The sequence below is a fragment of the Brevundimonas aurantiaca genome (genome assembly GCF_014199955.1).
GTDB classification, from domain to species: domain Bacteria; phylum Pseudomonadota; class Alphaproteobacteria; order Caulobacterales; family Caulobacteraceae; genus Brevundimonas; species Brevundimonas aurantiaca.
This window is the reverse complement of sequence record NZ_JACHOQ010000012.1, coordinates 38,828-65,186: the sequence shown is the minus strand read 5'-3', so window position 1 is coordinate 65,186 and position 26,359 is coordinate 38,828. Positions and strand designations below refer to the sequence as shown.

Sequence of the window (26,359 nt, the reverse complement as noted above, 5' to 3'; positions counted from 1 at the left end):
TGCTCTTCCGTGAACCGTGATCGCTTCATTCTGTCCGTCCTTTCGAGGGGCGGACTCTAGCTATTCCTGGAGGAGTTTCAGGGGGTCACGTCACCGGCTGTGCCATCGGCGCGCTGCCCGTGATCGGGGCGCGAGCGATTTATTGAGTAGTCCGGACGCTCTGGACAAAATGATCCTAAGGTCCGCATCGGGTCGATTTCGGTCAAAGGCTTCGGTGTTGAAAGCGGACAACAGCCGTCCGTCCGAAAGGCGGACGCTTCGAAGTTCAGCTAAGGGTGGGAAGCAGACATTAGGCCCTGTAAGGTTTGGGGATGAGCCTGAAATGGACATTGGTCGCACGCCTGCTTGCGAGTTGGCTTCTAGCGATGGTTGGCATGTGTGCTTTTGCCTGGAGCACAGGCAACCTCAGCGAAGGTATCTGGGCTATTTGGCTCTTGGGGCTAGGCTCGCTTCCGCTTGTTGCCTTGGCCCTAATCGTAACCATCGTCTTCCCACGAGCGATCCGCTCAAGGCCGGTTCTCTGGGGTAGCATCGCAGTCCTGCTTTGCGTGGCGGCAGGTTACGCCGTCGCGGCGGCTGCAGGGGCCGCTTTCGCAGCTTTGATAGCGATCCCGTCACTTTGCCTATTCGTCGGGTCGATGAAAATCTGGCCTAGCCCTGTCAGCCCTAAAGCCGACGTTCCCAACGTCACCTAAGGGTCGGAAGCGGAAGTTCGACTGCGGATGGAAATCGGCCTTTACATGATCCAATGTGAACTTGGGGGACCGAACCGTGCCAACAATCGTGCCAGTGATTGCATTTGCCCTGCTGACTTTGCCTGTTCAACAGGATCACAAGCCCGCTGAAAAACCGCTGCAATGCATGAGTGGGCCGATACAACGCTCGTTCGGCGGCACCGAGTGGCTGACCTACGGATGTGATGACCGGCGGACGCTGATTGTGGTCTCGGCTCCGGATAACCCGGCGACGCCATTCGTCTTCACAATTACTAAGACTAATCGAGGCCTCCGGATCAGCGGCGAGGGCAACGGTGATCAACGATCAACCGCTCCGGCGTTCGAAGACCTCAAGAAATTATCCGAGGAAGTCTTCGACCAAATGCTCCGAGAAGCAGAAACGCGCCCCTAAACGTCCGCTATGGGTCGGACCACGAAATTGGCGTCAGGCCAAAAACCGGATATTCGCCCCACGGCCTGAAAGCGGACCTTCCGAACCGCAGTTCGGGGTGGGAAGCGGACGTCGATCTGATAGGCTACCTATATGGGAACGCCAGACTCCACCGTAGCATCTATAGGTTTCTACGGGGACGATCTCGATCCGTCCGAGATATCCCGTGCGCTCGGCTGTGAACCGACTGTCGGCGTTGCCAAAGGCGGAACGTGGACCACTGAGAAGGGGGTTGAGAAGTTCGCCAGAACCGGATCATGGCGGCTCGTGGCTGAAAGATGCCCGGCTGCCGATCTCGATGCTCAGATCGGGATTCTGTTGTCCAAGATGAACGATGACTTGGAGGCGTGGCAAACGCTCGCGGGTCGCTTTCGGGGCCGCGTCTTCTGCGGCGTGTTCCTCGCGTCCGGTAACGATGGCCTGACGTTGAGGCCGGAAACCCAGCTCATGATCGGCCAGCGCGGCCTCATGTTGGACCTCGACATCTACGAGCAGACTGATCCCGACTGAATGTCCGCAACGGGTCGATTTGCGAAATGGACCTAGGCGCCGAAGTCCGACCTTGCCCTAACCTCAGCGGCAAAAATCTCTACTGTCGTCATCCTCGGGCTTGACCCGAGGACCGGGCGCGGATCGGGCTCTGCGCTTGCCCCTTCGCACAAGCGGCGGATCGTTCGATCCTCGGGTCAAGCCCGAGGATGACGACAGGGGGGCGTCGCGCCCCTCACGCCACCGACGGCGTCTCCTCCGTCACGTCCTCGACCCGCGCCGACGGATCGGCCGCAATCCCCTTGGGCGGGGAGACATATTCCCCCATGGCGTCGAACTCGTCGAGGAAGACGGCGCGCATGGGGTCGGCTTCCATGATGACTTCGTGCTTGGCGCCGGGGACCTCGACATAGCGGCCGCGGCCCAGGCGTTTGGCGGCCCAGCGGGCGGTCTGTTTCCAGACCACGTCGTCGGCGTCGGCCTGGACGATGGCGACCGGGATCTTGACCGTCTTGAGGGCCTTGGGCTTGAGCGCGCGTTCGCCGGCGTCCAGCGCGAAGGCCAGCCAGCCGTAGGTGGGGCCGCCGATGGCCAGGTGGGGGCAGGCGTACAGCTGTTGGCGCCACATCTCATAGCGGGTCTCGTCCGAGGTCAGGGCGTCCTCGGCGAAGGTGTGGTCGAACGGATCGTCCGGGTCGCCCAGCAGATAGTCGCCCGCATGGCCGTGGCGGATGCTCCAGCGCACGGCCAGCTTGACCGACCACATCGACCGTTTGCCGGTCTTGATCCGCAGCATGGGGCTGGACAGGACGGCGCCCGAGAAGCGGGTCTCGCCCGCCTCAAGCGTCAGCAGGTTCAGACAGGCGCCCATCGAATGGCCGACCATGATCCAGGGCTTGGGGCACTGGTCCTCGAAGGCGTCCAGCAGCCGGCCGTAGTCGTCCAGAAACTCTTCCACCGCGCGGGCGTGGCCCTTCAGCCGGTCGGGCAGGAGCCGGGCCGACAGGCCCTGGCCGCGCCAGTCATGGGTCAGGACGCACCAGCCGCGGGCGAGGAAGTTGCCGATGACCTCGAAATATTTCTCGATCGGCTCGGTGCGGCCGGGGCTGAGCACCACCGTGCCGCGCGGCTGTTCCGCGGTCAGGTGCGACGGCTTCCAGACGGCGGCGCGCAGCCGCATGCCGCCGGCGCCCCGATACCATTCGCCCTTGCCGCCGGGCGGCGAGGACGCGCCGGGAACCCCCATAAGGGGTGCGTTGGCGGCGAAGGCTTGGGCGCGGTTCACTCGGGCTTCCTGAACTTCAAGGTCATACGGTCGCTTTCGCCGATCGCTTCAAACTTGGATCGGTCGAAGGTCGGGTCGGCGGGCTGGCCCTGGGGGGCGGTCAGACGCATCGGCGGCAGGGTGTCGACACCGAACGGATGGTCCTTGGTGTCCTTCTCATTGGCGTTGATCTCGGAGGCCGCGACGAAGACGAAGCCGGCCTCGGCCGCCAGCTGTTTGACGAAGGCCTCCTGGACATAGCCGTTGGCGGCCACCGGATCCTGGTCCTCCTCCGGGGCCAGGCGGTGCTGCACCACCCCCAGAACCCCGCCGGGCTTGAGCGCCGCAAAGGCGTCGGCGAAGGCCTTTTCGGCGATGCCCGCCGCCATCCAGCCGTGCAGGGTGCGCATGAACAGGCACAGGTCCACCGTCCCGGCCGGCGCCACGGGGCCGGATGCGGCGCCGAAGGTGGTGAACTGGGGCTCGCCGTACAGCTTCTTGTCCGCACTGAACCGGGTCTGGAAGGCGGCGTTCAGCGCGGTCTGGGCCGGGTCGGCGGCGGGGCCTTCGGGAAAGAGGGCGGCGATATAGCTACCCTTGCCGCGCGCCAGATAGGGAGCCAGGATTTCGGTGTACCAGCCGCTGCCCGGCCAGAATTCGACCACCGTCATACTGGGCTGAAGACCGAAGAAGCGCAGGGTCTCCATCGGGTGGCGAAAGGCGTCGCGCGGCCGGTCCTGGGCGCGCCAGGGGCCGGCGACGGCCCATTCCAGCGAACCTTCCGGCGGACCCGAGGGGGCCGGCGGCGCCTCGGGAGCGGCCTCCTTCTTGCGGCCGCAGGCGGCCAGGCCGGTCAGGGCCAGACCGGTCGCGCCGGTCAGCAGGAAGCGGCGGGAGAGGCCGTGGGACGTCGCAGAAAGATCAACCATCAAAACACCCCCTCGGAAGCCGGCCCCCCGCGTCCGGCTAACCTTGGTCGAACGGGCTTACCCACGTTCGCGACGCGGGTCAAAAGAGACTATTCGGGTTTGCGGAAACGCAGGGTCATACGGTCGCTTTCGCCGATCGCGTCGAAGGCCGCGCGCTGGTCCGGGGTCAGGGCCCCCGAGCCGTCGCGGGCCTGGGACTGGCGCACCGGCGACAGGGTCCAGACGCCGAACGGATGGTCGTGGTCGTCCTTGGGATTGGCGTTCAGCTCGCTGCGCGCCTCCAGCACGAAGCCGGCGTCCTGGGCCTCATGGATCACATAGCTTTCCGGGACATAGCCGGTGGAGGCGACGTCGGCGACGTTCAGGCCTTCGGCGCTGCGGTGTTGCTCGACCGCCAATACGCCGCCGGGCTTCAGGGCGGCGTAGAAGGCCTTCAGATAGGGTTCGGTGCGGCCGTCGCGCGACCAGTTGTGGAAGGCGCGGGCCACCAGGATGAAGTCGGCAGAACCGGGGGCGACCTCCATCGTCTCCAGCGGGCGGTTGACGGCGACATAACGGCCCCCGGTCGCGGCGGCGTAGGGTTCGAGAATATGCCGCCACCAGCTGGCGCGGCCGGGTTCGATCTCCACCACCGTCATGCCGGGCTGCAGCCCCCAGAAGGTCAGGGATTCGTAAGGATGACGGGCGGCGTCGCGGGCGCGGTCCTCGGCCGGGCGAGTCGGGGCGGCGACGGCGGCCTGAAGCGCCTTATCTTCCTCCAGGATCGGCAGGGTGCTGGACAGGGCCGAGCGCGGCGGGGTCCAGGCGCCTTCCGTCTGGGCTGGGACGGTTTGGGCGGCGGCGGGAAGGGCGACGAGGACGGCGGCGAGGCCGAGCAGATGAAGGCGCATGGGGGACGGGCTCCTGGTGCGGGTCACCTTCCTTAAGAGACCTGAGGACAGGCGCAAATGACGATCCCGAGACACCGACATTCGGTCGCAGCCTGGGCGCCCCTTGACGGCCGATCTGCGCCTCCCATCTTTGTTTCCGAGAGCGCCGATGTCGGGCTCTCCGGACGGACGAAGCCGGTTTCGGGTCGTCGGTCTGAACTCCCACCGTCCGGGCAAATCGCCGGGCGGCTCAACCTTGCTGATCCTCAGGAGGATGCTGATGCGTACCTATGATTTCACCCCGCTGTACCGTTCGGCCGTCGGTTTCGACCGCCTGGCCAATCTGCTGGAAACCGCCGCGCGGACCAGCCAGGACAGCGGCTATCCCCCGTACAATATCGAGACCACGGGCGAGAACGCCTATCGCATCGAGATCGCCGTCGCCGGATTTTCTCCCGACGAGCTGAACATCGAGGTGAAGGAGAATCTGCTGACCGTGACCGGGCGCAAGACCGCCAATGACGACGCCGCCGCGCAGAAGACCTATCTGCACCGCGGCCTGGCCGAGCGCGATTTCGAACGCCGCTTCCAGCTGGCCGACTATGTGGTCGTGACCGAGGCCAATCTGGTCAACGGCCTGCTGTCGATCTCGCTGAAGCGCGAACTGCCCGAGGCGCTGAAGCCCCGCCGGATCGAGATCGGCGGCGCCAAGCCCCTGATCGAGAGCAAGACGGACAAGGCTAAGGCGGCCTGATCGGTCTTAACTGAACCGGAAAGGGCGGCGTTCGCGCCGCCCTTTTTTATGTCGCCAGATGCGCGAAGGCGGCGACCACCTGTTCATAGGCCGGGCGTTTGAACGGCACGATCAGGTCGCAGGCCTCGGACAGATCGCCCCAGCGCCAGGCGTCGAACTCGACCTCCTCGTCGGCCTGCAGGTCGATCTCGCTGTCCTGGCCGGTGAAGCGGAAGGCGAACCACTGCTGGCGCTGCCCCTTGAAGCCGCGCCAGGCCTTGGGATTGTCCATCGCCTCGGGCGGGAAGTCGTACAGGATCCAGTCGTCGGTCCGGGCGAGGAACTCCACCGAGGTCACGCCGGTCTCTTCCTTCAACTCGCGCAGTGCGGCCGCCGTCAGATCCTCGCCGTCATCCACCCCGCCCTGCGGAAACTGCCAGTTATGCGGTCCCGGCGTCGCGTGTCGCCGGCCGTACCAGACCTGGCCGTCGGCGTTGAACAGCACGACACCGACATTGGGGCGGTAGAGGGTGAGGTCGGTCATCGAGTGGCGAGTGGCGGGTGGCGATTGGCGAGGAAGAACGAACGCACCTGTGCGCTCGGACGGCGAGCGTCCTTACTCGCCACTCGCCACTCGCCACTCGCCACTTCCTAGCGCCCCGGCCGAAGCGTCATCGCAGACGCCGGCGCCAGCTGCAGGCCGCGCTGGTCCAGGCCGGCGGTCCAGCGGGCGGCGGCCTCGACGGTGACGGGATAGGCGAAGCCGGTCCCCATCGCCGAGCCGCGCAGCTTGGCCTGGGCTTCCAGACTGTTCAGGGCGCCGATGATGGCGGCGGGCGACTGGGTCTGGTCGATGACCTTGTCGGCGCTGGCCCGAGCCCAGGCGCCGGGACGGCGCTGGAAAGAACCGTCGTCCAGGAAGGCGACGCCGCGCTGGCGCAGGATCAGCAGGAAGGCGTTCATGCCCGTGTCGGAGGTCGCGAACCGGTCGCCCAGATAGTTGGTCACGCCGAAATAGCCTGTGGCGCGACCCAGCAGCCAGTCCAGCTTGGCCTCGACATCGTCGGGCGTGCCGTTGGCCAAAAGCGTATAGGGGCCGGGGTCGTTGTCGGGATAGCCGCTGGGCTCCATCGGCATTTCCAGCATGACCTCATGGCCCTGGGCCCGGGCCTGGTCGATCCAGGACTGGAGATTGTCGGCATAGGGGACGAAGCTGAGGGTCACCTCGGCCGGCAGGCGTTCGATGGCGGCGCGGGTGGTGACGGCGTTCAGCCCCAGGCCGCCGACGATCAGGGCCACGCGCGGCTTGCCGTTCGAGCGGAAGGGCCGGGCGTAGGCCTGGGCCGGGACGCGGCCGTCGGGCGCGATCATCGGCAGGGGACCGCTGGGGCCGGGCTGGGACAGGCCGGCGATCGGCGCCTTGGGCAGGGGCGAGGCCGGCTGGACCGGGGCGCTGTAGCTGGCGCCGCCCGCGACGGAAGCGCCGTCCGGCAGGGTGATCAAGGCCTCGCCGCCCGCCGCGCCCGACGGATCGCCGCTTCCCGTCAAATCCTGATAAAGGCCCATGGCTCCCATGGAGAAGGCTTCGAATCCGGTCGGGGCTGGGGCGTCCGGCGCGGCCGGCGCCCGGTCCAGGGCGATGCGGGCCGAAGGCGCGCCCGCGCGCGGGTCGCCCAGGACGGTCAAGAAGAGGGCGGTCGAGGTCAGCAGGAAGACGCCGGCCAGGGCCGCGACCACCGGCGGCTTCTTCAGCACGGCGACGAGGGGCTTCAGGCTCGGCTTGGCGCGGGGCGCCGGCGGGGCGCCGGCGGCGGCGGCGAGGGCGGACTGGCGTTTGGCGAACATGGACACGGGGCGGAATCCTTCACCCCCATGCTGCCATGCGCCCGGTTAAGAAATCCTAACGGGCGTTCACCACGATTGTAGCTGGGAGCGGCTGTCACGGATCGTGCGTTGACGGGCGTGTTTGCGGCCCCTCAGATGGGCTTCTCCCCACGCCGACCGAGGATATTCGCCGATGATGAGCCCCGCCGCCGACGACGCCCTGCGCGAAGAAGTCCGACTGCTGGGCGGAATTCTGGGCGAGGTCATTCGCGCCGAAGGCGGAGAGGCCCTGTTCGAACATGTCGAGGCGGTCCGCCAGGCGTCCGTCGCCTATCACCGCGATCCCGCCTCCCATCCGGCCAAGCGGCTGGAGAAGCTGCTGACCGCCATGAGCGTGGATCAGGCGGCGGGTCTGGCGCACGGTTTCGCCCTCTTTTCGCTGCTCGCCAACATCGCCGAGGACCGGGCCACCCGCCGACGCGCCCAGCACCAGGCCGAGGCCGGCGCCCGTCCCGACACCCCCGAGGGCGCCCTGCTGCGACTGGCCGATCAGAAGATCGACAAGGCGGCGGTGCGCGCCCTGTTGGACGAGGCCCTGATCTCGCCGGTCCTGACCGCCCACCCGTCGGAGGTGCGGCGCAAGAGCGTCATCGACCGGATCACCGCCATCTCCGATCTGCTGGATTCCTGCGACAAGGCCGGAGACGCCTGTTCGCCGGCCCAGATCAACGAACCCCTGCGCCGCCAGATCGTCATCCTGTGGGCCACGCGGCTGGTGCGCACCCAGGGGCTGGTGGTGCAGGACGAGATCGACACGGTCGTCTCCTTCCTGGACCGCATCTTCCTGCGGGTGGCGCCCAAACAGTTGTCGGCCTGGCGTCGTCTGCTGGAGGCGCCCCAGCTTCAGCCCTTCCTGCGGGTTGGCACCTGGGTCGGGGGCGACCGGGACGGCAATCCGAACGTTGACGGTGCGGTGCTGAGCGCCGCCTTCCGCACCCAGGCGCGGGCGGTGCTGGGCTTCTATCTGGAGGAGGTCCACGCCCTGGGCGCCGAACTCAGCCTGGCGGCCGAGCTGGCCGAGGTTTCGCCCGAGCTGGCGGCCCTGGCCGACGCCGCCCAGGACCCGTCGCCGCACCGGGCGGACGAGCCCTATCGCCGCGCCCTGACCGGGGTCTATGCGCGCCTGGCCGCCACCTATGAGGCGCGGGGCGGCGCACAGCCCCCCCGCCGCGCGGCCGTTGCAGCCGAAGCCTATCCCGGCCCAGACGCCTTCGAGGCCGATCTGCGAATCCTGCGCGACAGCCTGGTCTCGCACCACGGCGAGGTGTTCGCCGACGACCGGCTGAACGATCTGATCACGTCGGTGGAAATCTTCGGCTTCCACATGGCGACCCTGGACCTGCGCCAGAACTCGGATGTCCATGAGCGGGTCGTCGCCGATCTGCTGAAGACGGCCGGGGTCTGCGACGACTATTCCGCCCTGGACGAGGAGGGCCGGCTGGCGGTGCTGGCGGCCGAACTGGCCTCGCCGCGCCTGCTGTTCAGCCCCTATGCCGACTATGCGGCCGAGACCCTGAAGGAGCGGGCCATCCTCCAGGCCGCCGCCGACGCCCTGGCCGCCTTCGGCCCCCAGGCGATCCGCACCCATATCGTCTCCAAGACCGACGCGGCCTCGGACCTCTTGGAGGTCTATCTGCTGCTGAAGGAGGTCGGGCTTTACCGCCCCGAAGACCCCGCCGCCTGCCCGATCCAGGCGGCGCCCCTGTTCGAGACCATCGAGGACCTGCGCGCCTCCCGCCCCACCCTGGAGCGGCTGCTGAAGGAACCCTCCGCCCTGGCCGTCGCCAAGGCGCGCGGGGTGCAGGAGGTGATGATCGGCTATTCCGACTCCAACAAGGACGGCTCCTATCTGACTTCGGGCTGGGAGCTGCACGAGGCGTCGCGCGCCCTGGTCGAGGTCACCCAAGCCGCCGGTCTGAAGCTGCAGCTGTTCCACGGGCGCGGCGGCACGGTCGGACGCGGCGGCGGCTCGGCCTTCGCTGGGGTCCTGGCCCAGCCGGAGGGCACGGTCCAGGGCCGGATCCGCACGACCGAACAGGGCGAGGTCATCGCCAACAAATACGGCGAGCCGGAGATCGCCCTGCGCAATCTGGACGCCCTGACCTGCGGCGCCGTGCTGGCCTCCCTGGGCCAGGGACGGGACCAGGCCTTCACCGCCGAACACGGCGCCACCCTGTCGGACCTGTCGGCCCGGTCGATGGCCGCCTATCGCAAGCTGGTCTATGAGACCCAGGGCTTCGTCGACTATTACCGCGCCGCCACCCCCATCGCCGAGATCGCCGATCTGAAGATCGGCTCGCGCCCGTCGTCGCGGACCGCCTCGACCCGGATCGAGGATCTGCGCGCCATTCCGTGGGTGTTCAGCTGGTCCCAGAGCCGGGTCATGCTGCCCGGCTGGTTCGGCTTCGGCTCGGCGGTCCAGGGCTGCGACATGGACGAGCTGAAGGCGATGGCCGAGGCCTGGCCCTTCTTCAAGACCTTGGTTCAGAACATGGAGATGGTCATGGCCAAGTCGGACATGACCATCGCCCGCCGCTACGCCACCCTGGTCAGCGACGCGGGTCTGGCCGCCGCCATCTTCGGCGAAATCCGCGACGAATGGCAGAGGACGCACGACGCCATCCTGGCCATCACCGGCCATGACAAGCTGCTGGGCGGCCAGCCGGAACTGGACCGTCTGATCCGCCTGCGGATGCCCTATGTCGAGCCGCTGAACCATGTGCAGATCGAGCTGATCCGCCGCCGCCGCGCCGGCGACGAAGATCCGCGGGTGCGCGAGGGAATCCTGCTGGCGATCAACGGGGTGGCGGCGGGGCTGAGGAACAGCGGCTGATTTCCGCCGACACCCTAAATCCGATTTAATTCAACCGTCACAGATCGGCGCCGTAATTCTCACTGCGGCGTTACAGAAGAAAGCTATTGCGCCTTCATCGTCACTTCGGGCGATTATCGTTCCCTAGGAGCTAAAACGATGAAGGTTCTTTCCCCCGTTCTCTTCGCCGTCGCCGTCCTGTCCGCCTCCTCCGCCCTGGCTCAGGACGTCCGGATCCCCTTCGGCGATCTGGACCTGGCCTCGACGGCCGGCGCCGCCGCCTTCGACGCCCGCGTCCATCAGGCGGCCGAGCGTCTGTGCCGCGACATCAGCTTCACCGCCGGCCAGATCACCAATCGCCGCTCCTGCCGCGCGGCTGTGCGGGCCGAGGCTCTGAGCCGGCTGCCGCGCCTCCACCGCGTCCAATACGTCAGCGCGTCGCGAGACGTCCGCCCCGTCGTTCGCGCCGCGACCGCCTCCGGCGAAAGCTGACCGTTCGGATCGGCGAGGGGCCTCAGCGTCCCTCGCCGGTCTCTTGCGTCACAGCCATTTCGTCCGTTTGAACGTGATGTAGAGACCGACGCAGACGGCGGCCATCACCGCCATGACGGCCGGATAGCCGTAGCGCCAGTGCAGTTCCGGCATGTGTTCGAAATTCATGCCATAGATGCCGGCGATGGCGGTGGGCACGGCCAGCAGCGCCGCCCAGGAGGCGAGCTTGCGGGTGATGACCCCCTGCCTCTGCTGTTCCAGCAGATTGGCGACTTCAAAGACGGACGACAGGATCTCGGTCAGGCCGTTCAGGCGGCTGTTGACCCGTCGGACATGGTCGCCGACGTCGCGGAAATAGGGTCGGACGTCGGGGTCGATACAGGGCAGGTCCAGAGACTGGAGCTTGCCCGCCACCTCCTCCATCGGCCCCAGGATGCGGCGAAACTTCAGCAGTTCGCGGCGCAGGGTGAACAGGCGGCGGATTTCGTTGCGCGACAGAAACGCCTCTAGCGCCCTCTGCTCGATCTCCAGCACGGCGTCCTCGGAATGGTCGACGATGGGCACATAGGCGTCGACGATGAAGTCGAGAACGCCATGCAGCACGAAATCCGGCCCGGTCCGCAGCTGGGCCGGCGAGGCCTCCAGCTGGGTCCGCAAGGCCGTGTGGGCGCGGTTTGAGCCGTGACGGATGCTGATGACGTGGTCATCCCCCACAAAGACGTGGGTTTCGCCGTACTGGATATGGTCCTCGATCTTTTCCGCCGTCCGGGCGACCACGAACAGCTCGCGACCATAGACCTCGACCTTGGGCATCTGATGGGCCGACAGGGCGTCCTCGACCGCCAGGGGGTGCAGGTTGAAGCGCCGGACCAGAACCTCGAACTCGGCGTCGGTCGGGTCGTGCAGGCCGATCCAGACGAACTCGCCGGGCTGCAGGGCCAGTCCTTCGGGGGTCAGAGGCGCGGCGCGCTCCCTTTGACCGTCGCGATAGACGTAGGAGGCGACGACGGGCATGGGCGCTTCTTCTTTCTTCGGCAGTCCTCCCGACTTAGGCCAGACCGCGCGCAAACGAAACGGCCGGCGGATCGCTCCGCCGGCCGCAAACGTCATTCAGCCCGTTGGGGTCTCAAACAGGCCCCGGATCAGGAAACCGGGAAGCCCCGGACCTTCAGCAGAGCCGCCACGTCGGGGTCGCGGCCGCGGAAGGCGCGGTAGGCCTCGGCCCGGTCGGTGGTGTTGCCTGGCGCCAGCATGATCGACTTGAAGCGACCGGCGATGTCCGGATTGAAGACGTCGCCCGACTCCTCGAAATAGGCCCAAGTGTCGGCGTCCATCGTCTCGGACCACAGATAGCTGTAATAGCCGGCCGAATAGGCGTCGGACGTGAACAGGTGATTGAACTGCGGCAGCCGGTGCCGCATCACGATCTCCTTGGGCATGCCGATGCGGGCCAGGCTGGCCTTTTCGAAGGCGTCGATGTCGGTCGGCGGCACGGCCTGGGTGTGCAGATCCATGTCGACGATGGCCGAGGACAGATAGCTGACCGTCGCATAGCCCTGGTTGAAGGTGGACGAGGCCTGGATCTTGTCCACCAGGGCCTGAGGCATGGCTTCGCCGGTCTGATAATGTTTCAGATAGCCGTCCAGGATCGGCCGGCTCAGCACCCAGTGCTCGTGCACTTGCGACGGATATTCGACGAAGTCGCGCGGCGTATTGCCGAACGACGGATAGGTCACGTTCGACGAGAAATAGTGCAGGGTGTGGCCGAACTCGTGGAACAGGGTCTCGGCGTCGTCCAGCGAGATCAGCACCGGCTCGCCCGGCTCGGGCTTAGTGAAGTTGTTGTTGTTGGAGCCCAGGATCACCTTGGATCCGTCCAGGGTCGAGAAGGACCGATAGGTGGTCATCCAGGCGCCCGAACGCTTGCCCGGACGGGCGTAGTCGTCAGTGTAATACAGGCCGATCAGCTTGCCGGTGGCCTTGTCGTGCAGCTCATAGACCTCGACGTCCGGCTCGAAGGTCGGAACTGAGCCCTTGGGCAGTTTGGTGAATTTGAAGCCGTACAGACGCTCGGCCATGGCGAAGGAGCCGGCGCGGACCGCGTTCAGCTCGAAATAGGGCTTCAGCTGGTTCTGATCCAGGTCGTACTTGGCCTTACGCACCTTCTCGGCGAAGTAGAGATAGTCCCAGGGTTCGATGTCGAAACCGGCGATCGCCTTCATGTCGGCGACCTCTTCGGCGACGCGGGCCTTGGCCGGGGCCCAGACGCGGTCCATCAGATTTTGCGCATTGGCTGGGGTCTTGGCCATGGTGTCCTGCATCCGCAGTTCCGCATGGTTGCGATAGCCCAACAGCTTGGCGCGCTGGTCCCGCAGCTTCACGATCTCGGCGATGGTCGAGTTGGTGTCGTTGGCGTCGCCGTTGTCGCCGCGGTTGACGAACTTCTTCCAGACCTGCTCGCGCAGGGCCCGGTCGTCGGCGAAGGTCAGGAAGGGGTCCACGGCCGAACGGGTGTTCAGAATGGCCCAGCCCTGCAGATTGCGGCTGCGCGCGGCCGAGGCGGCGGCGGCCTTGTTCGAGGCGGGCAGGCCGGCGACGCCGGCTTCGTTGGGGATCAGGGTCCAGCTGTTCTCATCAGCCACCACCTTCTGGCCGAAACGGGTGAAGGCGTTGGACAGGGCGGTGTTGATCCGGCCCAGCTCGGCCTTGCCGGCCGCGTCCAGATTGGCGCCGGAGCGGATGAAGGCGTCGCGGCGACGTTCGGCCAGACGCTTCTGCTGGGGGCTGAGGCCCATGGCGTCGGCGTTGTCGGCGACGGTCTTGATGCGCTGGAACAGCTTTTCGTTGAAGGTGATCTCGTCCGAGGCGGCCGACAGGATGGGCGACAGTTCGGTGTCGACGGCGTCATAGGCCTCGCCGCCGATGTTGGAGGTCATGACGCCATAGATGTTCGACGCCCGGTCCAGCGGCTCGCCGGCCAGCTCCATCGCCGCCAGGGTGTTGGCGAAGGTGGGCGGTTCGGGATTATTCGCAATGGCCGCGATGTCGGCCCGCTGCAGCTCGATTCCCTCCAGCATGGCTTCGCGCAGCTTGGCCGGCGTCACCTTGTCGAAAGGCGGCACGCCGTCATAGGGGCCGGTCCAGGGCTGGAGCAGTTCGGCCTTCGGCGTCGCCTTGGGCAGGACGGCGCGGGCGATCCGGGCCTCTTCGGCGAGGTCCATGGCGGCGGGCGCCGAGCCGGCCGGGGCGGCGCCGGAGCCGGTGGAGGCGCAGGCCGAGAGGGCCATCAGGCTGCCGCCCGCGATGAGAAGCTGGCGTCTGTGCATGGAATGCTCCGTGAAAAGGTCATGTCGCGGTCACACTTAGGCGCGCCGGGGCGGATCGTCACCTGTCCGACCCGTTAAAGCCCCGTAATCTTGTTGGAAGGATCGTCGCACTGTTCTAAAGCGCGGTCATGGCTATTGGCGTTTTCGACTCCGGCGTGGGCGGCCTGACCGTCCATCGTGAACTGACGCAGCGGTTTCCGCAGCGCGACTTCATCTATCTGGCGGACCAGGCCCACGCCCCCTACGGCGGACGCGGCGGCGAGGACATCGTCGAACTGACCAAGGCCGGGTGCGAGCGACTGTTCGAGGCCGGCGCCTCGGTCGTGGTCCTGGCCTGCAACACCGCCAGCGCCATCGCCCTGCGCCGCCTGCAACAGACTTGGATCCCCGGCCTGCGCGAGCGGCTGGGCCGGCCGGTCAATGTGCTGGGCATCATCGTGCCGACCATCGAGGCCGCGACGGGCCTGCCCTGGAGTTTCGAGGCCGAACGTCCCCAGGAGGGTGAAAAGATCCAGGCGGTGGACATCACCGGCGTCTTCTGCACCGCCGCCACCGCCATCAGCCGCGTGTTCGAGATCGAGATCGACAAACGGCGCGAGGACATCGCCGTCTTCTGCGAACCCTGCCCCGGCCTGGCCGGCCTGATCGAACTGGGCGCCCCGGTCGAAGAACTGACGGTCGTGGTCAATGATCACGTGGACGCGCTGCGCCGCCGCATCGGCCGCCACCCGGACAAGGCCATATTGGGCTGCACCCACTATGAGATCATCGCCGAACTGTTCGCCGCCGCCCTCCCGCCTGGGACGGCCCTGATCGAGCAGCCGACGGCGGTGGCCGACGCCCTGGACCGCTATTTCGCCCGCCATCCCGAATACGCCCTGGGCGACAGTGGTCGTCGCGACTTCCTGACCACGGGCCAGGCCGGGCCCCAGTCGGACCTGGTCGCCCGCTTCTGGGGCGCCCCTCTGACGTTCGATCAGGCTTAAGCTCGGCGGCTCAACACCCCGGACAATCCGGCAAGGGCTCGCTCTCCAGCTGGAGCGTGGTGTGGCGGATCGCATGGCGTCGCGCCACCGCCTGAGCCTCTCGCAGAAGCATGTCGCCGTCCGTCCGGTCGTGGACCAGGTGGGCCGTCAGGGCGGTCTCGGTCGTGGACAGGGCCCAGACGTGCAGGTCGTGCACCGCGCGCACGCCCGGCAGGGCGCACAGTCCCTGTTCCAGCGCCGTCATGTCGACGTCGTCCGGCGCCCCGTCCATCGCCAGATGGACCGAATCCTTCAGCAGGCCCCAGGTCGACCACAGGATGACGGCGACGATGACCAGGCTGACGATCGGATCGACCACGGACCAGCCGGTCAGCAGAATCATGCCCCCCGCCAGGACGACGCCCAAGGACACTCCCGCGTCGGCCATCATGTGCAGATAGGCGCCGCGCGCGTTCAGATCGTGCTGGGACTTCATGAACAGCAGGGCCGTGCCCAGATTGATGATGAAGCCGACGGCGGCCACCGTCATGATGACACCCGAGCCGACCGGCGCCGGTTCCGCAAACCGCCGCACGGCCTCGAAGGCGATGGCGCCGCAGGCGAAGATCAGCAGCACGGCGTTGGCCAGGGCCGCCAGGACCGTCGCCTTGCCGAAACCGTAGGTGCTCCGTCCGCCCGCCGCCCCGTGCGCCCCGCGCCGCGCCAGCCAGGCCGCCCCGCCGGCCATGGCCAGGCCCAGGACATCCGACAGATTATGGCCGGCGTCGGCCAGGAGAGCGGTGGAATCCGCGATCAGCCCGGCCGCGAATTCGCAGACCACAAAGGCCAGATTGACCGCCAGGCCGACGGCGTAGCGCCAGTCTCCGGTGTCCACGGGGCCATGGGCGTGCCCGTGGCCGTGATGGTGATGATGACGTCCCCCGTGCGCGTGGTGATGACCGTCGTGCGCATGATCATGCTCGTGATCATGGTCGTGGTGGGCGGAGGGGCTTTCGGGCTGGGCTGTCATGGCTCTCGCCTATACGCCAATTCCGCAAACAGCGAAGCTGCTACATGATAACGCTTTGAATGTTATCATGTAATATCCCATCAATGCTGATGCAGCGCGACCAGCAGCCCCAGGCCGATCAGGGCCAGGCCCAGCACCGCGCCTTCATAGCGCGCCCATCGCTCCAGCCGCAGGATTGAGGCGCCCGCACTGGCCAGGGCCGTGAAGACGGCCATGCCGGCGATGGTGCCCAGGGCGAAGATCAGGGTCAGCAGGGCCAGGGCCGTCATCCCCTCCGAGGCCGAAGACAGATAGATGGGCAAGAGGACCTCGCCCGGGGACACGGCCATCATCGCCACCAGACCCAGGAAGGCCGCCTTGTCCGATACGGCGGGGGCGGCGATTTCCAACGCGGGGCCGCCCGCCACGGCCGGGCGTTTCAGCGTGGCCCGCGCCAGATAGAAGGCGCCGAACAGGAACAGCAGGACGGCGGCAAGATGCGGCAGCAGACCCTCCACCCAGCGCTCGAGCGCCAGGCCCGCCGCCACGATCAGCCCGCCGACCAGGGCGGTGGTGGCGATATGGGCCAGGCCGGCGACGGCCACCACCGCCAGCACCCGCGACGCGCGCCAGCCCTGCGCCCGCCCCACCAGGGTGAAGGGCAGCCAGTGGGTCGGGAGGGCCGCATGCAGGAAGGCCGCGACGAAGCCGCCTCCCAGGAGAGACAACAGGACAGGCGGGTCGGACGGCGGGGACATGACCGGCCCTATAGCTTGTTACTTTATAACAGTCGAGCCCAAATCGCCCCTACAGCCAGTCGGCGAAAGGCTCGCGGTCCAGCATCTCCTCATAGGTGGGGCGGGGGCGGATCACCGCCCACTGCTCGCCGTCCACCAGAACCTCGGGGACCAGGGGCCGGCTGTTGTACTCGCTGGCCATGACGGCCCCATAGGCGCCGGCGCCGGTGAAGACCACCAGATCCTCGGGCTCCAGCGGCGGCAGGAGCCGGTCGCGGGCGAAGGTGTCGCCGGTCTCGCACACGGGGCCGACCACATCATAGGGCCGGGCCGCGCCGGGCCGGGGATTGACCGGGCGGATGTCGTGATAGGCGTCATACAGGGCCGGACGCATCAGATCGTTCATCGCCGCATCCAGCACCAGGAAGCGGCGGCCGTCCGAGCGTTCATTGACCTGGATCACCTGGCTCAGCAGCACCCCGGCGTTGGCGGCCAGAAGACGGCCGGGCTCGAAGGCCGCCTCGACCTCCAGCCCCGCCAGGACGCGGGCCGCCATGGCGACATAGTCGGCCGGAGACGGCGGCTCCGTCCCGCCGGCGTAGGGCACGCCCAGGCCGCCGCCCAGGTCGAGCCGGGTCACGGCGTGGCCCTGGCGTCTCAGCTCGCGGGTCATGTCGGCCAGGATCGTGAAGGCCGCCTCCAGCGGCGCCAGGTCGGTGATCTGGCTGCCGATATGACAGGCCAGGCCCACGGGCGTGGCGTGGGGCGAGGCCGAGGCGCGGGCGTAGAGCGCCATCGCCTCCTCGACCGGCACGCCGAACTTGTCGCCCTTGCCGCCCGTCGTGATCTTGGCGTGGCCGCCGGCCCCGACGTTCGGATTGACCCGCACGGCGACGGCCGGGGCGGCCTGCATCAGGGCGGCGACGGCGATCAGCCGGTCCAGTTCGGCCCCGGACTCGATATTGATCTGGCGCACCCCGATGCTGATGGCGAAGGCGATCTCCATGTCGGTCTTGCCGACGCCGGAGAAGATGATCTTGTCGGCCGGCACCCCGGCGGCCAAGGCCCGGCGGATCTCCCCTTCCGAAACCGTATCGGCGCCCGACCCCAGCCGGGCCAGGGTCGCCAGGACCGAAAGGTTGGAGTTGGCCTTGACCGCAAAGGCGATCAGGGCCTCGCCCAGGGCGTCGCGGTGCGCGTCGGCGGCGGCGCGCAGCAGGCCATAGTGCCGCTTCAGCGTCGCGGTCGAATAGACATAGACGGGCGTGCCCACCTCGTCGGCGATCAGGTCCAGCGGCGCGCCTTCGGCGTGCAGGGCGCCGTTCTTGAGATCGAAATGGTGCAAGGCGGCCTAGCGGGGGTCGTTGGCGGCGGGATTGGCGCCGAAGGGATTGGAGGGGCCGCCGTCGATCGGCACGCTGCTGGACGGCCGGTTGATGGTCGCCGGCTCGGGCAGGCTGGGGGCGCGGCTGCTGCGGGGGGCCCGCTCGGTCTCGCGCCTGGGCGATTCCAGATCGGCCATACGACCGCAGCCGGCGACCGACAGGGCGAGCAGGCCCGCGAGGATCAGGGTCTTTTTCCCAAAGACGTTCATAGGCGGGCTCTCCAGTCGGCGATGCGCGCGCGGACCTGTTCCGGCGCGGTGCCGCCATAGCTCTGACGGCTCCGGCACGAAGCCTCGGCGGTCAGCACCTTGTAAACCGCTTCCGTGATCCCCGGCTCGAGTTTCTGCATTTCTTCCAGCGGCAGTTGCGACAGGTCCACGCCCAGGGCTTCCGCCTGTTTCACCGCCGCGCCCGTGACGTGGTGCGCCTTGCGGAAGGGCAGGTTCAGTTCGCGCACCAGCCAGTCGGCGAGGTCCGTCGCGGTCGAGAAGCCGGCGCCGGCTGCGGCCGCCATCCGTTCGGTATTGGGCCGCAAGGCCGAGACCATGGCGGTCATGGCGACCAGGGCCAGGTCCAGGGCGTCGAACGCCTCGAACACCGGCGGCTTGTCCTCCTGCATGTCCTTGGAATAGGCCAGCGGCAGGCCCTTCATTACGGTGGACAGGGCGACCAGCGATCCCATGATCCGGCCGGTCTTGGCGCGCACCAGTTCGGCGGCGTCGGGATTGCGCTTCTGCGGCATGATCGACGAACCGGTGGTCAGGTCGTCCGGCAGGGTGGCGAAGCCGAACATAGGCGTCATCCAGACCACGATCTCTTCCGCCAGGCGCGACAGATGGCCCGCGGTGATCGAGGCGGCGGCCAGGCTTTCCAGGGCGAAGTCGCGGTCCGAGACGGCGTCCAGCGAATTGGCCATCGGCCGGTCGAAGCCCAGCTCGGCCGCCGTCATGTGGCGGTCGATCGGGAAGGGCGAGCCGGCCAGGGCGGCGGCGCCCAGGGGGCTTTCGTTCATCCGCGTCCGGGCGTCGGCGAAGCGGCCGGCGTCACGGCCGAACATTTCGACATAGGCCATCAGATGGTGGCCCAGGGTCACCGGCTGGGCGGTCTGCAGATGGGTGAAGCCGGGCATCAGGTCGGCCGCATGCTGTTCGGCCCGGTCCAGAAGCGCGGCCTGCAAGGCCTTCAGCTGGGCGATCGAGCGGTCGCAGGCGTCGCGGACCCACAGGCGGAAGTCCAGGGCCACCTGGTCGTTGCGGCTGCGGGCGGTGTGCAGCCGGCCCGACGGCTCGCCGATCAGCTCGGACAGCCGGGCCTCCACATTCATGTGGATGTCCTCGAACTGGTCGCGGAAGGGGAAGGTTCCGTTCAGAATCTCAGCCTCGACGGCGTCCAGCCCCTTCAGAATGGCCTCGGCGTCCGCCGACTGGATCACGCCCTGTTTGGCCAGCATCCGACAATGGGCGCGCGATCCGGCCAGATCCTGACGCCACAGACGCCGGTCCACCCCGATGGAGACGTTGATCGCCTGCATGATCTCGGCGGGGCGCGACGAAAAGCGGCCGCCCCACATGTCTTGACCTGCGGGCTTCGCCGGGGCCTTAGAAGCATCGACTTGGGCGGTATCGGAGGCGGCGTCGGTCATGAGTGGCTCGAGAAAGGCGATCTGGGCGGTCGTCGGCGCTCTGGTGCTGATCAGCACGCTCGCCGGCGCCGGCGGCTTGGCGATGTCGCTATACGCCAATCATAGGCAGAAGGCGCAACCCCAGACGACGCCCGTCGCAAAAAGCGATCTGGCCCGGTTCGCCGTCGGGCCGCTGGCGGCGCTCGAAACCCCGTCCGAACTGAAGCGCGCGCCCGAATATATGTTCCGCGACCGCAACGGCACGGCCGTGCGGTTCTCGACCTTCGAGGGCAAGGTGGTGGTGGTCAATCTGTGGGCCATGTGGTGCGCCCCCTGCCGCACCGAAATGCCGACCCTGGCGGCCCTGGCCCGGTCTTATCAGACCAATGAGGATCTGATCGTCCTGCCGATCAATGTCGACGCCACCGCCGACGCCCTGGCCGACGCCAGGAGCTTCATCGACGTGCACGAGCCTCTGCCGCTGTACAGCGACATCCGCTTCCAACTGCCGTTCGAGTTTCCGGGCAAGGGCAAGATGCCCCAGACCGTCTTCCTGGATCGCGAAGGCCGCATCCGCGCGATCTTTGCGGGCGAGGCCGACTGGAACAGTCCCGAGGCCCACGCCCTGATCGACGCCCTGCTGGCGGAAGGCGCGCCCGCCGCCTGATCCGGGGGGAGCCTCAGTTTTCGTCGGGCACGCGCCGGTCGGTCGCGGGGTCCACGGCGCCCGGCCGACCTTCGGCGGCGGCCTCGGCCTGGTTTTCCTCCAGCTTGTCGGCGACCTTGCCGGCCCCGCTCTCGATCGCCTGAGCCGCCTTCATGGCGCCGGACTCGATCACTTCGCCGGCCTGGGACGCCGCCTCGGCGGTGTTGTCGGCGGCCGCCTCGGCATGGGCCTCGGTCTTTTCCTGCTCCGCCTGGGTGCAGGCGGCGGCGGTGAGGGCCAGGGCGGCGGCGACGGTCAGCAGCATCGACTTGCGGATGGTCATGCGAATTCTCCGGTCAAGGTTGTCCGCCGGTGAACGCCGCAGGGGCGTACCGGTTGCGCCTGTGGCCGAACCGTCGATGTCGGAGAACAAGGGGAAGGTGGTGACTGGAGGCGGGATCGAACCGCCGACCTGTGGGTTATGAATCCACCGCTCTAACCATCTGAGCTACCCAGTCGTATCCCGCATCCGGGCCTTCGCGAGGCCTGGGCCAGCGCGAAAGAGGCGTGCGTATATCGCCGTCGCGCGCGCGGTTCAAGTCGTGTCGATGCAGATCGTGCGGCGATAGGGCGCAAGACGGGGCAGGAGCGGACAGATAACGCTGGGGTTTCTTCGTTACCGACGCCCCCAACCCGCCCGGAGCCGCCCATGCGCCCCATCGCCCTCGCCGCCTCGACCGCCCTGCTCGTCCTCGCCGCCGCCTGCGGCGCGAACGGAGAGACCGCCTCCGCATCCGGCCAGTCGGGCGCCCCGCTGGAGACCCGGCCCGCCAACAATCCCGACCAGCAGCCCGTCTTCCCCGGCCAGACCCGGGCGCCGGGGGTGAAGACCGAACAGGCGATGCGCCACAGCGTGGTCGCCTCGGGCCTGTCGCATCCCTGGGGCCTGGCCCTGATGCCCGACGGGCGCTGGCTGGTGACGGAAAAGCCCGGCCGGTTGCGGATAATCACGGCCCAGGGCCAGGTCGGCGAACCGGTCCAGGGCCTGCCCCGCGTCGATGCGCGCGGCCAGGGCGGCCTGCTGGACGTCGTCGTCAGCCCCGGCTTCGCCCAGGACCGTCTGATCTACTGGAGCTATGCGGAGCCTCGGGACGGCGGCAACGCCACCTCGGTCGCACGGGGGCGGCTGTCCGACGACGGCGCGCGGGTGGACAATGTCCAGGTCGTCTTCCGCGCCCTGCCCGCCTATGACGGCGACAAACATTTCGGCTCGTCCCTGGCCTTTGCGCCGGACGGCAAGCTGTTCATCACCCTGGGTGAACGCTCCGACCGGCCGATGCGGCCCCAGGCCCAGGATCTGGGCTCGCACATGGGCAAGACCATCCGCATCAACGCCGACGGCACGGTTCCCCAGGACAATCCCTTCGTCGGCCGCGCCGGCGCCCTGCCCGAGATCTGGAGCCTGGGCCACCGCAACGTCCAGGGGATCGCCGTCCAGCCCGGCACGGGCGCGATCTGGACCATCGAGCACGGGACGCGCGGCGGCGACGAGGTCAATCTGGACAGGGCGGGCCTGAACTACGGCTGGCCCGACGCGGCTTACGGCGTCGAATATGCGGGCGGCGCGATCAACAGCGGCGCGACCCAGAAGGCCGGCACGGAACAGCCCGTCTATTATTGGGATCCGGTCATCGCGCCGGGTGGGGCGGTCTTCTACCAGGGCGCCATGTTCCCGGCCTGGGACGGCGATCTGCTGGTCACCGCGCTGAAGGAGAAGCATATCGCCCGGCTGGTGATCGAAAATGATCGCGTCGTCGGGGAAGAGCGGCTGCTGACCGACCTGGGCGAGCGTGTGCGCGACGTGGCGATCGGCCCAGACGGCGCCGTCTGGGCGATCACCGACGAGAGCGACGGAAAATTGGTCCGACTGGCTGCGGCCGAGTAGTCTTTAGCGAAGCGCGGGCCCCGCCCCTGCGGGCCTCGCCCATAGGAGAATACCATGCGCCACGCCACATCCTGCATATGGGCGGCGACCCTGGTCGCCCTGCCTTTGATCGCCGCCTGCGCCTCGACCGGCGTCGAAAACCGCTACCAGACCGAGTTGGACGCCCTGGAGGCGCGCTGTACGGCGCGGCAGGGGATATTGGTCACCACGGGTCTGCAGACCGGCCGTCCAGAGACCGACTACGCCTGCCAGATCAGCGGCGTCGCCAGCCGAATCCCCGGCGACTGACGGCTGGGGCGCCGCGCCTCGACCGCCTCACGCGCCTTGTTACTTGACGTTGACGTAAACGTAGGGTTCTTGGCGACCAAGCTTTGATCCGACCCGGCCGTAAGCCGCGCCGCCCTTTCCGGGCGACGTCGCTCCGGCCCAAAGATGGAGACTCCCTGTCATGGCTGACGCCTATATCTACGACGCCGTCCGCACACCCCGCGGCAAGGGCAAGAAGGACGGCTCGTTGCACGAGATCACCGGCCTCAGCCTGGCGACCCAGGTCCTGGAGGCCCTGCGCGACCGCAACGACCTGGACACCTCCAAGGTCGATGACGTCATCCTGGGCTGCGTCACGCCCGTGGGCGAACTGGGCGCCGACATCGCCCGCACCGCCGTTCTGTCCGCCGGCTGGTCGCAATATACGGCCGGGGTTCAGGTGAACCGCTTCTGCGCCTCGGGCCTGGAAGCCGTGAACATGGCCGCCGCCAAGGTGAAGTCCGGCGAGTCCGACTTCGCCGTCGGCGGCGGGGTCGAGGTCATGAGCCGCGTGCCCATGGGTTCGGACATGGGCGCCTGGCCGACCGATCCTTCGTCGGCCTTCCCGACCTATTTCGTGCCCCAGGGCGTGTCGGCCGACATGATCGCGACCAAGTACGGCTTCAGCCGCGACGACGTGGACGCCTATTCGGTCGAAAGCCACAAGCGCGCCGCCCGCTCCTGGGCCGAGGGCCGGTTCAACAAGTCGGTCATCGCCGTGAAGGATCAGCTGGGCCTGACCATTCTGGACCGCGACGAGACCATTCGTCCGAACACGGACATGCAGACCCTGGGCGGACTGAACCCCTCCTTCACCATGATGGGCGAAATGGCCTTCGACAGCGTGATCAACCAGCGCTATCCCGAGGTCGAGCGGGTCAACCACGTCCACACCCCCGGCAACTCCTCCGGCATCGTCGACGGTTCGGCGGGCGTGCTGATCGGTTCGCTTGAGGCCGGCCGGGCCCTGGGGCTGAAGCCGCGCGCCAAGATCCTGGGCGGCGCCTCGATCGGCTCGGAACCGTCGATCATGCTGACCGGACCCGAATATGTGTCCAAGAAGCTGCTCGGCAAGCTTGGCATGACGACCGACGACATCGACCTGTGGGAGTTGAACGAGGCCTTCGCCGCCGTGGTGCTGCGCTACATGCAGGCCATGAACATCCCGCACGACAAGATGAACGTCTGCGGCGGCGCCATCGCCATGGGCCACCCCCTGGGGGCCACCGGCGCCATCATCACGGGCACGGTGCTGGACGAGCTGGAGCGCTCGAACAAGTCGACGGCCCTGATCACCCTGTGCATCGGCGGGGGCATGGGCACCGCCACCGTCATCGAACGCGTCTGATCCATTGCTCCCCCATCGGGGGAGCTGTCAGCGAAGCTGACTGAGGGGGGCGAACCCATCGCCGGCGTCGGCGGCCGCCCCCTCCACCGCTTCGCGGTCCCCCTCCCCCGCTGGGGGAGGATCTGAGGAAGAGAGATTATGGAAAACTTCAAGATCGACATCGACGCCGACGGCATCGCCGTCATCGCCTTCGACGTGCCGGGCCGTTCGATGAACACCCTGACCAGCGCGGTGATGAAGGAGATCCCGGAACTGGTCGAACGGATCAAGACCGACGAAACCATCAAGGGCGCCGTCATCACCTCGGGCAAGGCCTCGGGCTTCTGCGCCGGCGCGGACCTGGGCGACATGGCGGGCGGCGTGCTTTCCGGCGGCGGCGACCTGCAGAAGGCCTTCGACGCCGGCTGGGCGCTGAACGGCGCCTTCCGCGCGCTGGAGACCTGCGGCAAGCCGGTGGCGGCGGCGATCAACGGCCTGGCCTTGGGCGGCGGGCTGGAGTTCACCCTGGCCTGCCACTATCGCGTGGTCGAGAACGACAACAAGATCCAGCTGGGCCTGCCCGAGATCAAGGTCGGCCTCTTCCCCGGCGGCGGCGGCACCCAGCGCCTGACCCGCCTGGTCGGGGTCCAGAACGCCATGATGGCCATGAGCGAGGGCAAGTCCTTCCGCCCCAATGACGCCAAGGGCGCCGGCATCGTCCATGAGGTGGTCGAGAAGGGCCAGTCGGTCGAGGCCGCCAAGGCCTGGATCAAGAACGGCGGCAAGGCCGTCCAGCCTTGGGACGACAAGTCCTTCAAACTGCCCGGCGGCGGCCCCTATCACCCGGCCGGCATCCAGAACTTCATGGTCGGCAACGCCATGCTGCGCAAACAGTCCTATGGCAACTATCCGGCCGTGGTGAACCTGATGAAGGCCGTCTACGAGGGAACCCAGGTTCCGATGGACGCGGCCCTGCGGATCGAGACCCGCTATTTCATCAAGACCCTGATGACGCCCCAGGCCCAGGCGATGATTCGATCGCTGTTCCTGTCCAAACAGGAGCTGGACAAGGGCGCCGTGCGTCCCGCGGGCGTGCCCAAGTCGGACCCGAAGAAGGTCTCGGTCCTGGGCGCCGGCATGATGGGCGCGGGCATCGCCTATGTGCAGGTCATGGCCGGCATCGAGACCGTGCTGATCGACCAGACCCAGGAAGCCGCCGACAAGGGCAAGGCTCATGTCGAGGAGCTGTTGAAGAAGCGTCTGTCGCGCGGTCAGATGACCCAGGAGAAGTATGACGCCACCCTGGCCCTGGTCACGGCGACGACCGACTATGACCACATCAAGGGTTCGGACCTGGTGATCGAGGCGGTGTTCGAAAACCGCGAGATCAAGGCCGATGTGACCAAGCGCGCCGAGGCCCAGCTGGTCGAAGGCGCCGTCTTCGGCTCCAACACCTCGACCCTGCCGATCACCGGCCTGGCCGAGGCCAGCGTGCGGCCCGAGGACTTCATCGGCATCCACTTCTTCTCGCCGGTCGATAAGATGATGCTGGTCGAGATCATCCTGGGTGAAAAGACGGGTCAGGCCGCCATCGCCAAGGCGCTGGACTATGTGCTGAAGATCAAGAAGACGCCGATCGTCGTCAATGACTCACGCGGCTTCTACACCTCGCGCTGCTTCTCCACCTTCCTGATGGAAGGCATGGCCATGCTGGAGGAGGGTTACGGCCCGGCCCTGATCGACAATGTCGGCCGGATGACCGGCATGCCGCGCGGCCCGCTGGAGATGCACGACGACGTCGCCCTGGACCTGTCCTACAAGATCGCCAAACAGACGGCGCTGGACCTGGGCGACAAATACGTCCCGACCGAAGGCGCCGACATTGTCGCCAAGATGGTCGAGGGCGGACGCTACGGCCGCAAGAACGGCAAGGGCTTCTATGACTATGACACCAAACCCAAGACGATCTGGAAGGGGCTGAGCGAACTGGCGCCGACCACCAAGGGCATCGATGCGCCCGAGGAGCCCGGCGCCTTCGCCCAGATCGACGAGCTGAAGACCCGCCTGCTGTATCGCCAAGCCGTCGAGGTCGCCCGCTGCTGGGCCGAGGGCGTCATCGACGACCCGCGCGAGGCCGACCTGGGCGCCATCCTGGGCTGGGGCTTCGCGCCCTGGACCGGCGGCCCGATCAGCATGATCGACGGCATCGGCCTGGCCAAGTTCGTCGAAACGGCGGATCGCCTGGCCGCGACCTATGGCGACCGGTTCAAGGTTCCGGAGCTGCTGCGCGACATGGCCGCCAAGAACGAGACCTTCTACGGCCGGTTCGCCCCGGAGAAGGCCGCCGCCTGATCGGTTGCGGAAAGTGTGAGTACGGAACGGGCGGCCTTCGGGTCGCCCGTTTTGGTTTGGGGCCTCGCTTGAAGTCTTATAGACCCGTGGTACACGAGAGC

Annotated in this window: 24 protein-coding genes and 1 tRNA gene; 11 read left to right on the top strand and 14 right to left on the bottom strand. The window is 67.5% G+C overall.

What is annotated here, in order from left to right:
* The first annotated feature begins 771 nt into the window (after nt 1-771).
* Both GGQ93_RS15110 and GGQ93_RS15105 read left to right on the top strand, forming a co-directional pair.
* The gene (locus tag GGQ93_RS15110; protein ID WP_183218144.1) at nt 772-1,128 is read left to right on the top strand and encodes a hypothetical protein; all 357 of its coding nucleotides are present in this window, start codon (nt 772-774) and stop codon (nt 1,126-1,128) included.
* Nucleotides 1,129-1,260: 132 nt separating this feature from the next.
* On the top strand, nt 1,261-1,677 hold the full coding sequence (locus GGQ93_RS15105) for a DUF4279 domain-containing protein (protein ID WP_183218142.1): 417 nt from the start codon (nt 1,261-1,263) through the stop codon (nt 1,675-1,677).
* A gap of 214 nt (nt 1,678-1,891) precedes the next feature.
* Here GGQ93_RS15105 and GGQ93_RS15100 read toward each other — a convergent pair whose 3' ends face one another.
* The 3 genes from GGQ93_RS15100 to GGQ93_RS15090 form a co-directional block, all read right to left on the bottom strand.
* On the bottom strand, nt 1,892-2,941 hold the full coding sequence (locus tag GGQ93_RS15100; protein WP_183218140.1) for an alpha/beta fold hydrolase: 1,050 nt from the start codon (nt 2,939-2,941) through the stop codon (nt 1,892-1,894).
* Nucleotides 2,938-3,849, bottom strand: coding sequence for a class I SAM-dependent methyltransferase (locus GGQ93_RS15095; RefSeq protein ID WP_183218138.1), 912 nt, complete (start codon nt 3,847-3,849; stop codon nt 2,938-2,940). The genes GGQ93_RS15100 and GGQ93_RS15095 overlap by 4 nt, the downstream gene beginning before the upstream one ends.
* A gap of 89 nt (nt 3,850-3,938) precedes the next feature.
* Nucleotides 3,939-4,739, bottom strand: a complete 801-nt coding sequence (locus GGQ93_RS15090; protein WP_183218136.1) for a class I SAM-dependent methyltransferase — start codon at nt 4,737-4,739, stop codon at nt 3,939-3,941.
* Nucleotides 4,740-4,998: 259 nt separating this feature from the next.
* On the opposite strand from GGQ93_RS15090, the gene GGQ93_RS15085 reads away from it, so the two are divergent.
* Entirely contained in the window at nt 4,999-5,472 is a 474-nt protein-coding gene (locus GGQ93_RS15085; RefSeq protein ID WP_183218134.1) for an Hsp20 family protein, read from the top strand.
* 46 nt (nt 5,473-5,518) lie between these two features.
* Here GGQ93_RS15085 and GGQ93_RS15080 read toward each other — a convergent pair whose 3' ends face one another.
* Both GGQ93_RS15080 and GGQ93_RS15075 read right to left on the bottom strand, forming a co-directional pair.
* Entirely contained in the window at nt 5,519-5,995 is a 477-nt protein-coding gene (locus GGQ93_RS15080) for an RNA pyrophosphohydrolase (RefSeq protein WP_183218132.1), read from the bottom strand.
* Nucleotides 5,996-6,102: 107 nt separating this feature from the next.
* A complete protein-coding gene (locus GGQ93_RS15075; RefSeq protein WP_183218148.1) occupies nt 6,103-7,296 on the bottom strand; it encodes a divergent polysaccharide deacetylase family protein in 1,194 nt (397 codons plus the stop codon).
* Nucleotides 7,297-7,468: 172 nt separating this feature from the next.
* On the opposite strand from GGQ93_RS15075, the gene ppc reads away from it, so the two are divergent.
* Together ppc and GGQ93_RS15065 are read left to right on the top strand one after the other, a co-directional pair.
* Nucleotides 7,469-10,168, top strand: coding sequence for a phosphoenolpyruvate carboxylase (gene ppc / locus GGQ93_RS15070; protein ID WP_183218130.1), 2,700 nt, complete (start codon nt 7,469-7,471; stop codon nt 10,166-10,168).
* Between the two features lie 138 nt (nt 10,169-10,306).
* Nucleotides 10,307-10,639 (top strand): UrcA family protein, encoded by a 333-nt coding sequence (locus GGQ93_RS15065; RefSeq protein WP_182714004.1) that lies wholly within the window; start codon nt 10,307-10,309, stop codon nt 10,637-10,639.
* A gap of 48 nt (nt 10,640-10,687) precedes the next feature.
* Here GGQ93_RS15065 and GGQ93_RS15060 read toward each other — a convergent pair whose 3' ends face one another.
* Both GGQ93_RS15060 and GGQ93_RS15055 read right to left on the bottom strand, forming a co-directional pair.
* Entirely contained in the window at nt 10,688-11,653 is a 966-nt protein-coding gene (locus GGQ93_RS15060; protein WP_183218127.1) for a magnesium and cobalt transport protein CorA, read from the bottom strand.
* Between the two features lie 128 nt (nt 11,654-11,781).
* The gene (locus GGQ93_RS15055; protein WP_183218124.1) at nt 11,782-13,965 is read right to left on the bottom strand and encodes a M3 family metallopeptidase; all 2,184 of its coding nucleotides are present in this window, start codon (nt 13,963-13,965) and stop codon (nt 11,782-11,784) included.
* A 128-nt stretch (nt 13,966-14,093) separates the two neighbouring features.
* On the opposite strand from GGQ93_RS15055, the gene GGQ93_RS15050 reads away from it, so the two are divergent.
* Complete coding sequence (locus GGQ93_RS15050; RefSeq protein WP_183218122.1) at nt 14,094-14,951, top strand: glutamate racemase; 858 nt, start codon at nt 14,094-14,096, stop codon at nt 14,949-14,951.
* Nucleotides 14,952-14,961: 10 nt separating this feature from the next.
* On the opposite strand, the gene GGQ93_RS15045 is transcribed toward GGQ93_RS15050, so the two are convergent.
* The 5 genes from GGQ93_RS15045 to argH form a co-directional block, all read right to left on the bottom strand.
* Nucleotides 14,962-15,960 (bottom strand): cation diffusion facilitator family transporter, encoded by a 999-nt coding sequence (locus GGQ93_RS15045; RefSeq protein ID WP_183218120.1) that lies wholly within the window; start codon nt 15,958-15,960, stop codon nt 14,962-14,964.
* An 80-nt stretch (nt 15,961-16,040) separates the two neighbouring features.
* Nucleotides 16,041-16,697 (bottom strand): hypothetical protein, encoded by a 657-nt coding sequence (locus GGQ93_RS15040; protein WP_054764081.1) that lies wholly within the window; start codon nt 16,695-16,697, stop codon nt 16,041-16,043.
* Nucleotides 16,698-16,746: 49 nt separating this feature from the next.
* Nucleotides 16,747-18,021 (bottom strand): diaminopimelate decarboxylase, encoded by a 1,275-nt coding sequence (gene lysA / locus GGQ93_RS15035; protein ID WP_183218117.1) that lies wholly within the window; start codon nt 18,019-18,021, stop codon nt 16,747-16,749.
* Between the two features lie 6 nt (nt 18,022-18,027).
* A complete protein-coding gene (locus GGQ93_RS15030; protein ID WP_054764083.1) occupies nt 18,028-18,270 on the bottom strand; it encodes a hypothetical protein in 243 nt (80 codons plus the stop codon).
* On the bottom strand, nt 18,267-19,703 hold the full coding sequence (gene argH / locus GGQ93_RS15025) for an argininosuccinate lyase (RefSeq protein ID WP_183218115.1): 1,437 nt from the start codon (nt 19,701-19,703) through the stop codon (nt 18,267-18,269). The genes GGQ93_RS15030 and argH overlap by 4 nt, the downstream gene beginning before the upstream one ends.
* On the opposite strand from argH, the gene GGQ93_RS15020 reads away from it, so the two are divergent.
* Nucleotides 19,702-20,349 carry a TlpA family protein disulfide reductase gene (locus GGQ93_RS15020; RefSeq protein WP_183218112.1) on the top strand — a complete coding sequence of 216 codons (648 nt, stop codon included), beginning with the start codon at nt 19,702-19,704 and terminating at the stop codon, nt 20,347-20,349. The two genes, argH and GGQ93_RS15020, sit on opposite strands and share 2 nt — an antisense overlap.
* A 13-nt stretch (nt 20,350-20,362) precedes the next feature.
* On the opposite strand, the gene GGQ93_RS15015 is transcribed toward GGQ93_RS15020, so the two are convergent.
* Together GGQ93_RS15015 and GGQ93_RS15010 are read right to left on the bottom strand one after the other, a co-directional pair.
* Nucleotides 20,363-20,671 carry a hypothetical protein gene (locus GGQ93_RS15015; RefSeq protein ID WP_183218110.1) on the bottom strand — a complete coding sequence of 103 codons (309 nt, stop codon included), beginning with the start codon at nt 20,669-20,671 and terminating at the stop codon, nt 20,363-20,365.
* A 98-nt stretch (nt 20,672-20,769) separates the two neighbouring features.
* Nucleotides 20,770-20,846 (bottom strand) — tRNA-Met (locus GGQ93_RS15010).
* Nucleotides 20,847-21,037: 191 nt separating this feature from the next.
* On the opposite strand from GGQ93_RS15010, the gene GGQ93_RS15005 reads away from it, so the two are divergent.
* The 4 genes from GGQ93_RS15005 (at nt 21,038) to GGQ93_RS14990 (ending at nt 26,258) form a co-directional block, all read left to right on the top strand.
* Entirely contained in the window at nt 21,038-22,273 is a 1,236-nt protein-coding gene (locus GGQ93_RS15005; RefSeq protein ID WP_183218107.1) for a PQQ-dependent sugar dehydrogenase, read from the top strand.
* A gap of 54 nt (nt 22,274-22,327) precedes the next feature.
* Complete coding sequence (locus GGQ93_RS15000; protein ID WP_183218105.1) at nt 22,328-22,561, top strand: hypothetical protein; 234 nt, start codon at nt 22,328-22,330, stop codon at nt 22,559-22,561.
* Between the two features lie 160 nt (nt 22,562-22,721).
* Nucleotides 22,722-23,927, top strand: coding sequence for an acetyl-CoA C-acetyltransferase (locus GGQ93_RS14995; RefSeq protein ID WP_054764089.1), 1,206 nt, complete (start codon nt 22,722-22,724; stop codon nt 23,925-23,927).
* Between the two features lie 138 nt (nt 23,928-24,065).
* Nucleotides 24,066-26,258, top strand: a complete 2,193-nt coding sequence (locus GGQ93_RS14990) for a 3-hydroxyacyl-CoA dehydrogenase NAD-binding domain-containing protein (protein WP_183218103.1) — start codon at nt 24,066-24,068, stop codon at nt 26,256-26,258.
* The last annotated feature ends 101 nt before the right edge of the window (nt 26,259-26,359 follow it).

What these genes read in the sequence shown, in the direction of transcription:
- GGQ93_RS15020 (WP_183218112.1), top strand. Translation starts at nt 19,702, where the DNA reads ATGAGTGGCTCGAGAAAGGCGATCTGGGCGGTCGTCGGCGCTCTGGTG.
- GGQ93_RS15055 (WP_183218124.1), bottom strand. Translation starts at nt 13,965, where the DNA reads ATGCACAGACGCCAGCTTCTCATCGCGGGCGGCAGCCTGATGGCCCTC.
- GGQ93_RS15105 (WP_183218142.1), top strand. Translation starts at nt 1,261, where the DNA reads ATGGGAACGCCAGACTCCACCGTAGCATCTATAGGTTTCTACGGGGAC.
- GGQ93_RS15000 (WP_183218105.1), top strand. Translation starts at nt 22,328, where the DNA reads ATGCGCCACGCCACATCCTGCATATGGGCGGCGACCCTGGTCGCCCTG.
- GGQ93_RS14990 (WP_183218103.1), top strand. Translation starts at nt 24,066, where the DNA reads ATGGAAAACTTCAAGATCGACATCGACGCCGACGGCATCGCCGTCATC.
- ppc (WP_183218130.1), top strand. Translation starts at nt 7,469, where the DNA reads ATGATGAGCCCCGCCGCCGACGACGCCCTGCGCGAAGAAGTCCGACTG.
- GGQ93_RS15005 (WP_183218107.1), top strand. Translation starts at nt 21,038, where the DNA reads ATGCGCCCCATCGCCCTCGCCGCCTCGACCGCCCTGCTCGTCCTCGCC.
- GGQ93_RS15085 (WP_183218134.1), top strand. Translation starts at nt 4,999, where the DNA reads ATGCGTACCTATGATTTCACCCCGCTGTACCGTTCGGCCGTCGGTTTC.
- GGQ93_RS15065 (WP_182714004.1), top strand. Translation starts at nt 10,307, where the DNA reads ATGAAGGTTCTTTCCCCCGTTCTCTTCGCCGTCGCCGTCCTGTCCGCC.
- GGQ93_RS15060 (WP_183218127.1), bottom strand. Translation starts at nt 11,653, where the DNA reads ATGCCCGTCGTCGCCTCCTACGTCTATCGCGACGGTCAAAGGGAGCGC.
- GGQ93_RS14995 (WP_054764089.1), top strand. Translation starts at nt 22,722, where the DNA reads ATGGCTGACGCCTATATCTACGACGCCGTCCGCACACCCCGCGGCAAG.
- GGQ93_RS15095 (WP_183218138.1), bottom strand. Translation starts at nt 3,849, where the DNA reads ATGGTTGATCTTTCTGCGACGTCCCACGGCCTCTCCCGCCGCTTCCTG.
- GGQ93_RS15015 (WP_183218110.1), bottom strand. Translation starts at nt 20,671, where the DNA reads ATGACCATCCGCAAGTCGATGCTGCTGACCGTCGCCGCCGCCCTGGCC.
- GGQ93_RS15050 (WP_183218122.1), top strand. Translation starts at nt 14,094, where the DNA reads ATGGCTATTGGCGTTTTCGACTCCGGCGTGGGCGGCCTGACCGTCCAT.
- GGQ93_RS15080 (WP_183218132.1), bottom strand. Translation starts at nt 5,995, where the DNA reads ATGACCGACCTCACCCTCTACCGCCCCAATGTCGGTGTCGTGCTGTTC.
- GGQ93_RS15075 (WP_183218148.1), bottom strand. Translation starts at nt 7,296, where the DNA reads ATGTTCGCCAAACGCCAGTCCGCCCTCGCCGCCGCCGCCGGCGCCCCG.
- argH (WP_183218115.1), bottom strand. Translation starts at nt 19,703, where the DNA reads ATGACCGACGCCGCCTCCGATACCGCCCAAGTCGATGCTTCTAAGGCC.
- GGQ93_RS15045 (WP_183218120.1), bottom strand. Translation starts at nt 15,960, where the DNA reads ATGACAGCCCAGCCCGAAAGCCCCTCCGCCCACCACGACCATGATCAC.
- GGQ93_RS15030 (WP_054764083.1), bottom strand. Translation starts at nt 18,270, where the DNA reads ATGAACGTCTTTGGGAAAAAGACCCTGATCCTCGCGGGCCTGCTCGCC.
- GGQ93_RS15040 (WP_054764081.1), bottom strand. Translation starts at nt 16,697, where the DNA reads ATGTCCCCGCCGTCCGACCCGCCTGTCCTGTTGTCTCTCCTGGGAGGC.
- GGQ93_RS15090 (WP_183218136.1), bottom strand. Translation starts at nt 4,739, where the DNA reads ATGCGCCTTCATCTGCTCGGCCTCGCCGCCGTCCTCGTCGCCCTTCCC.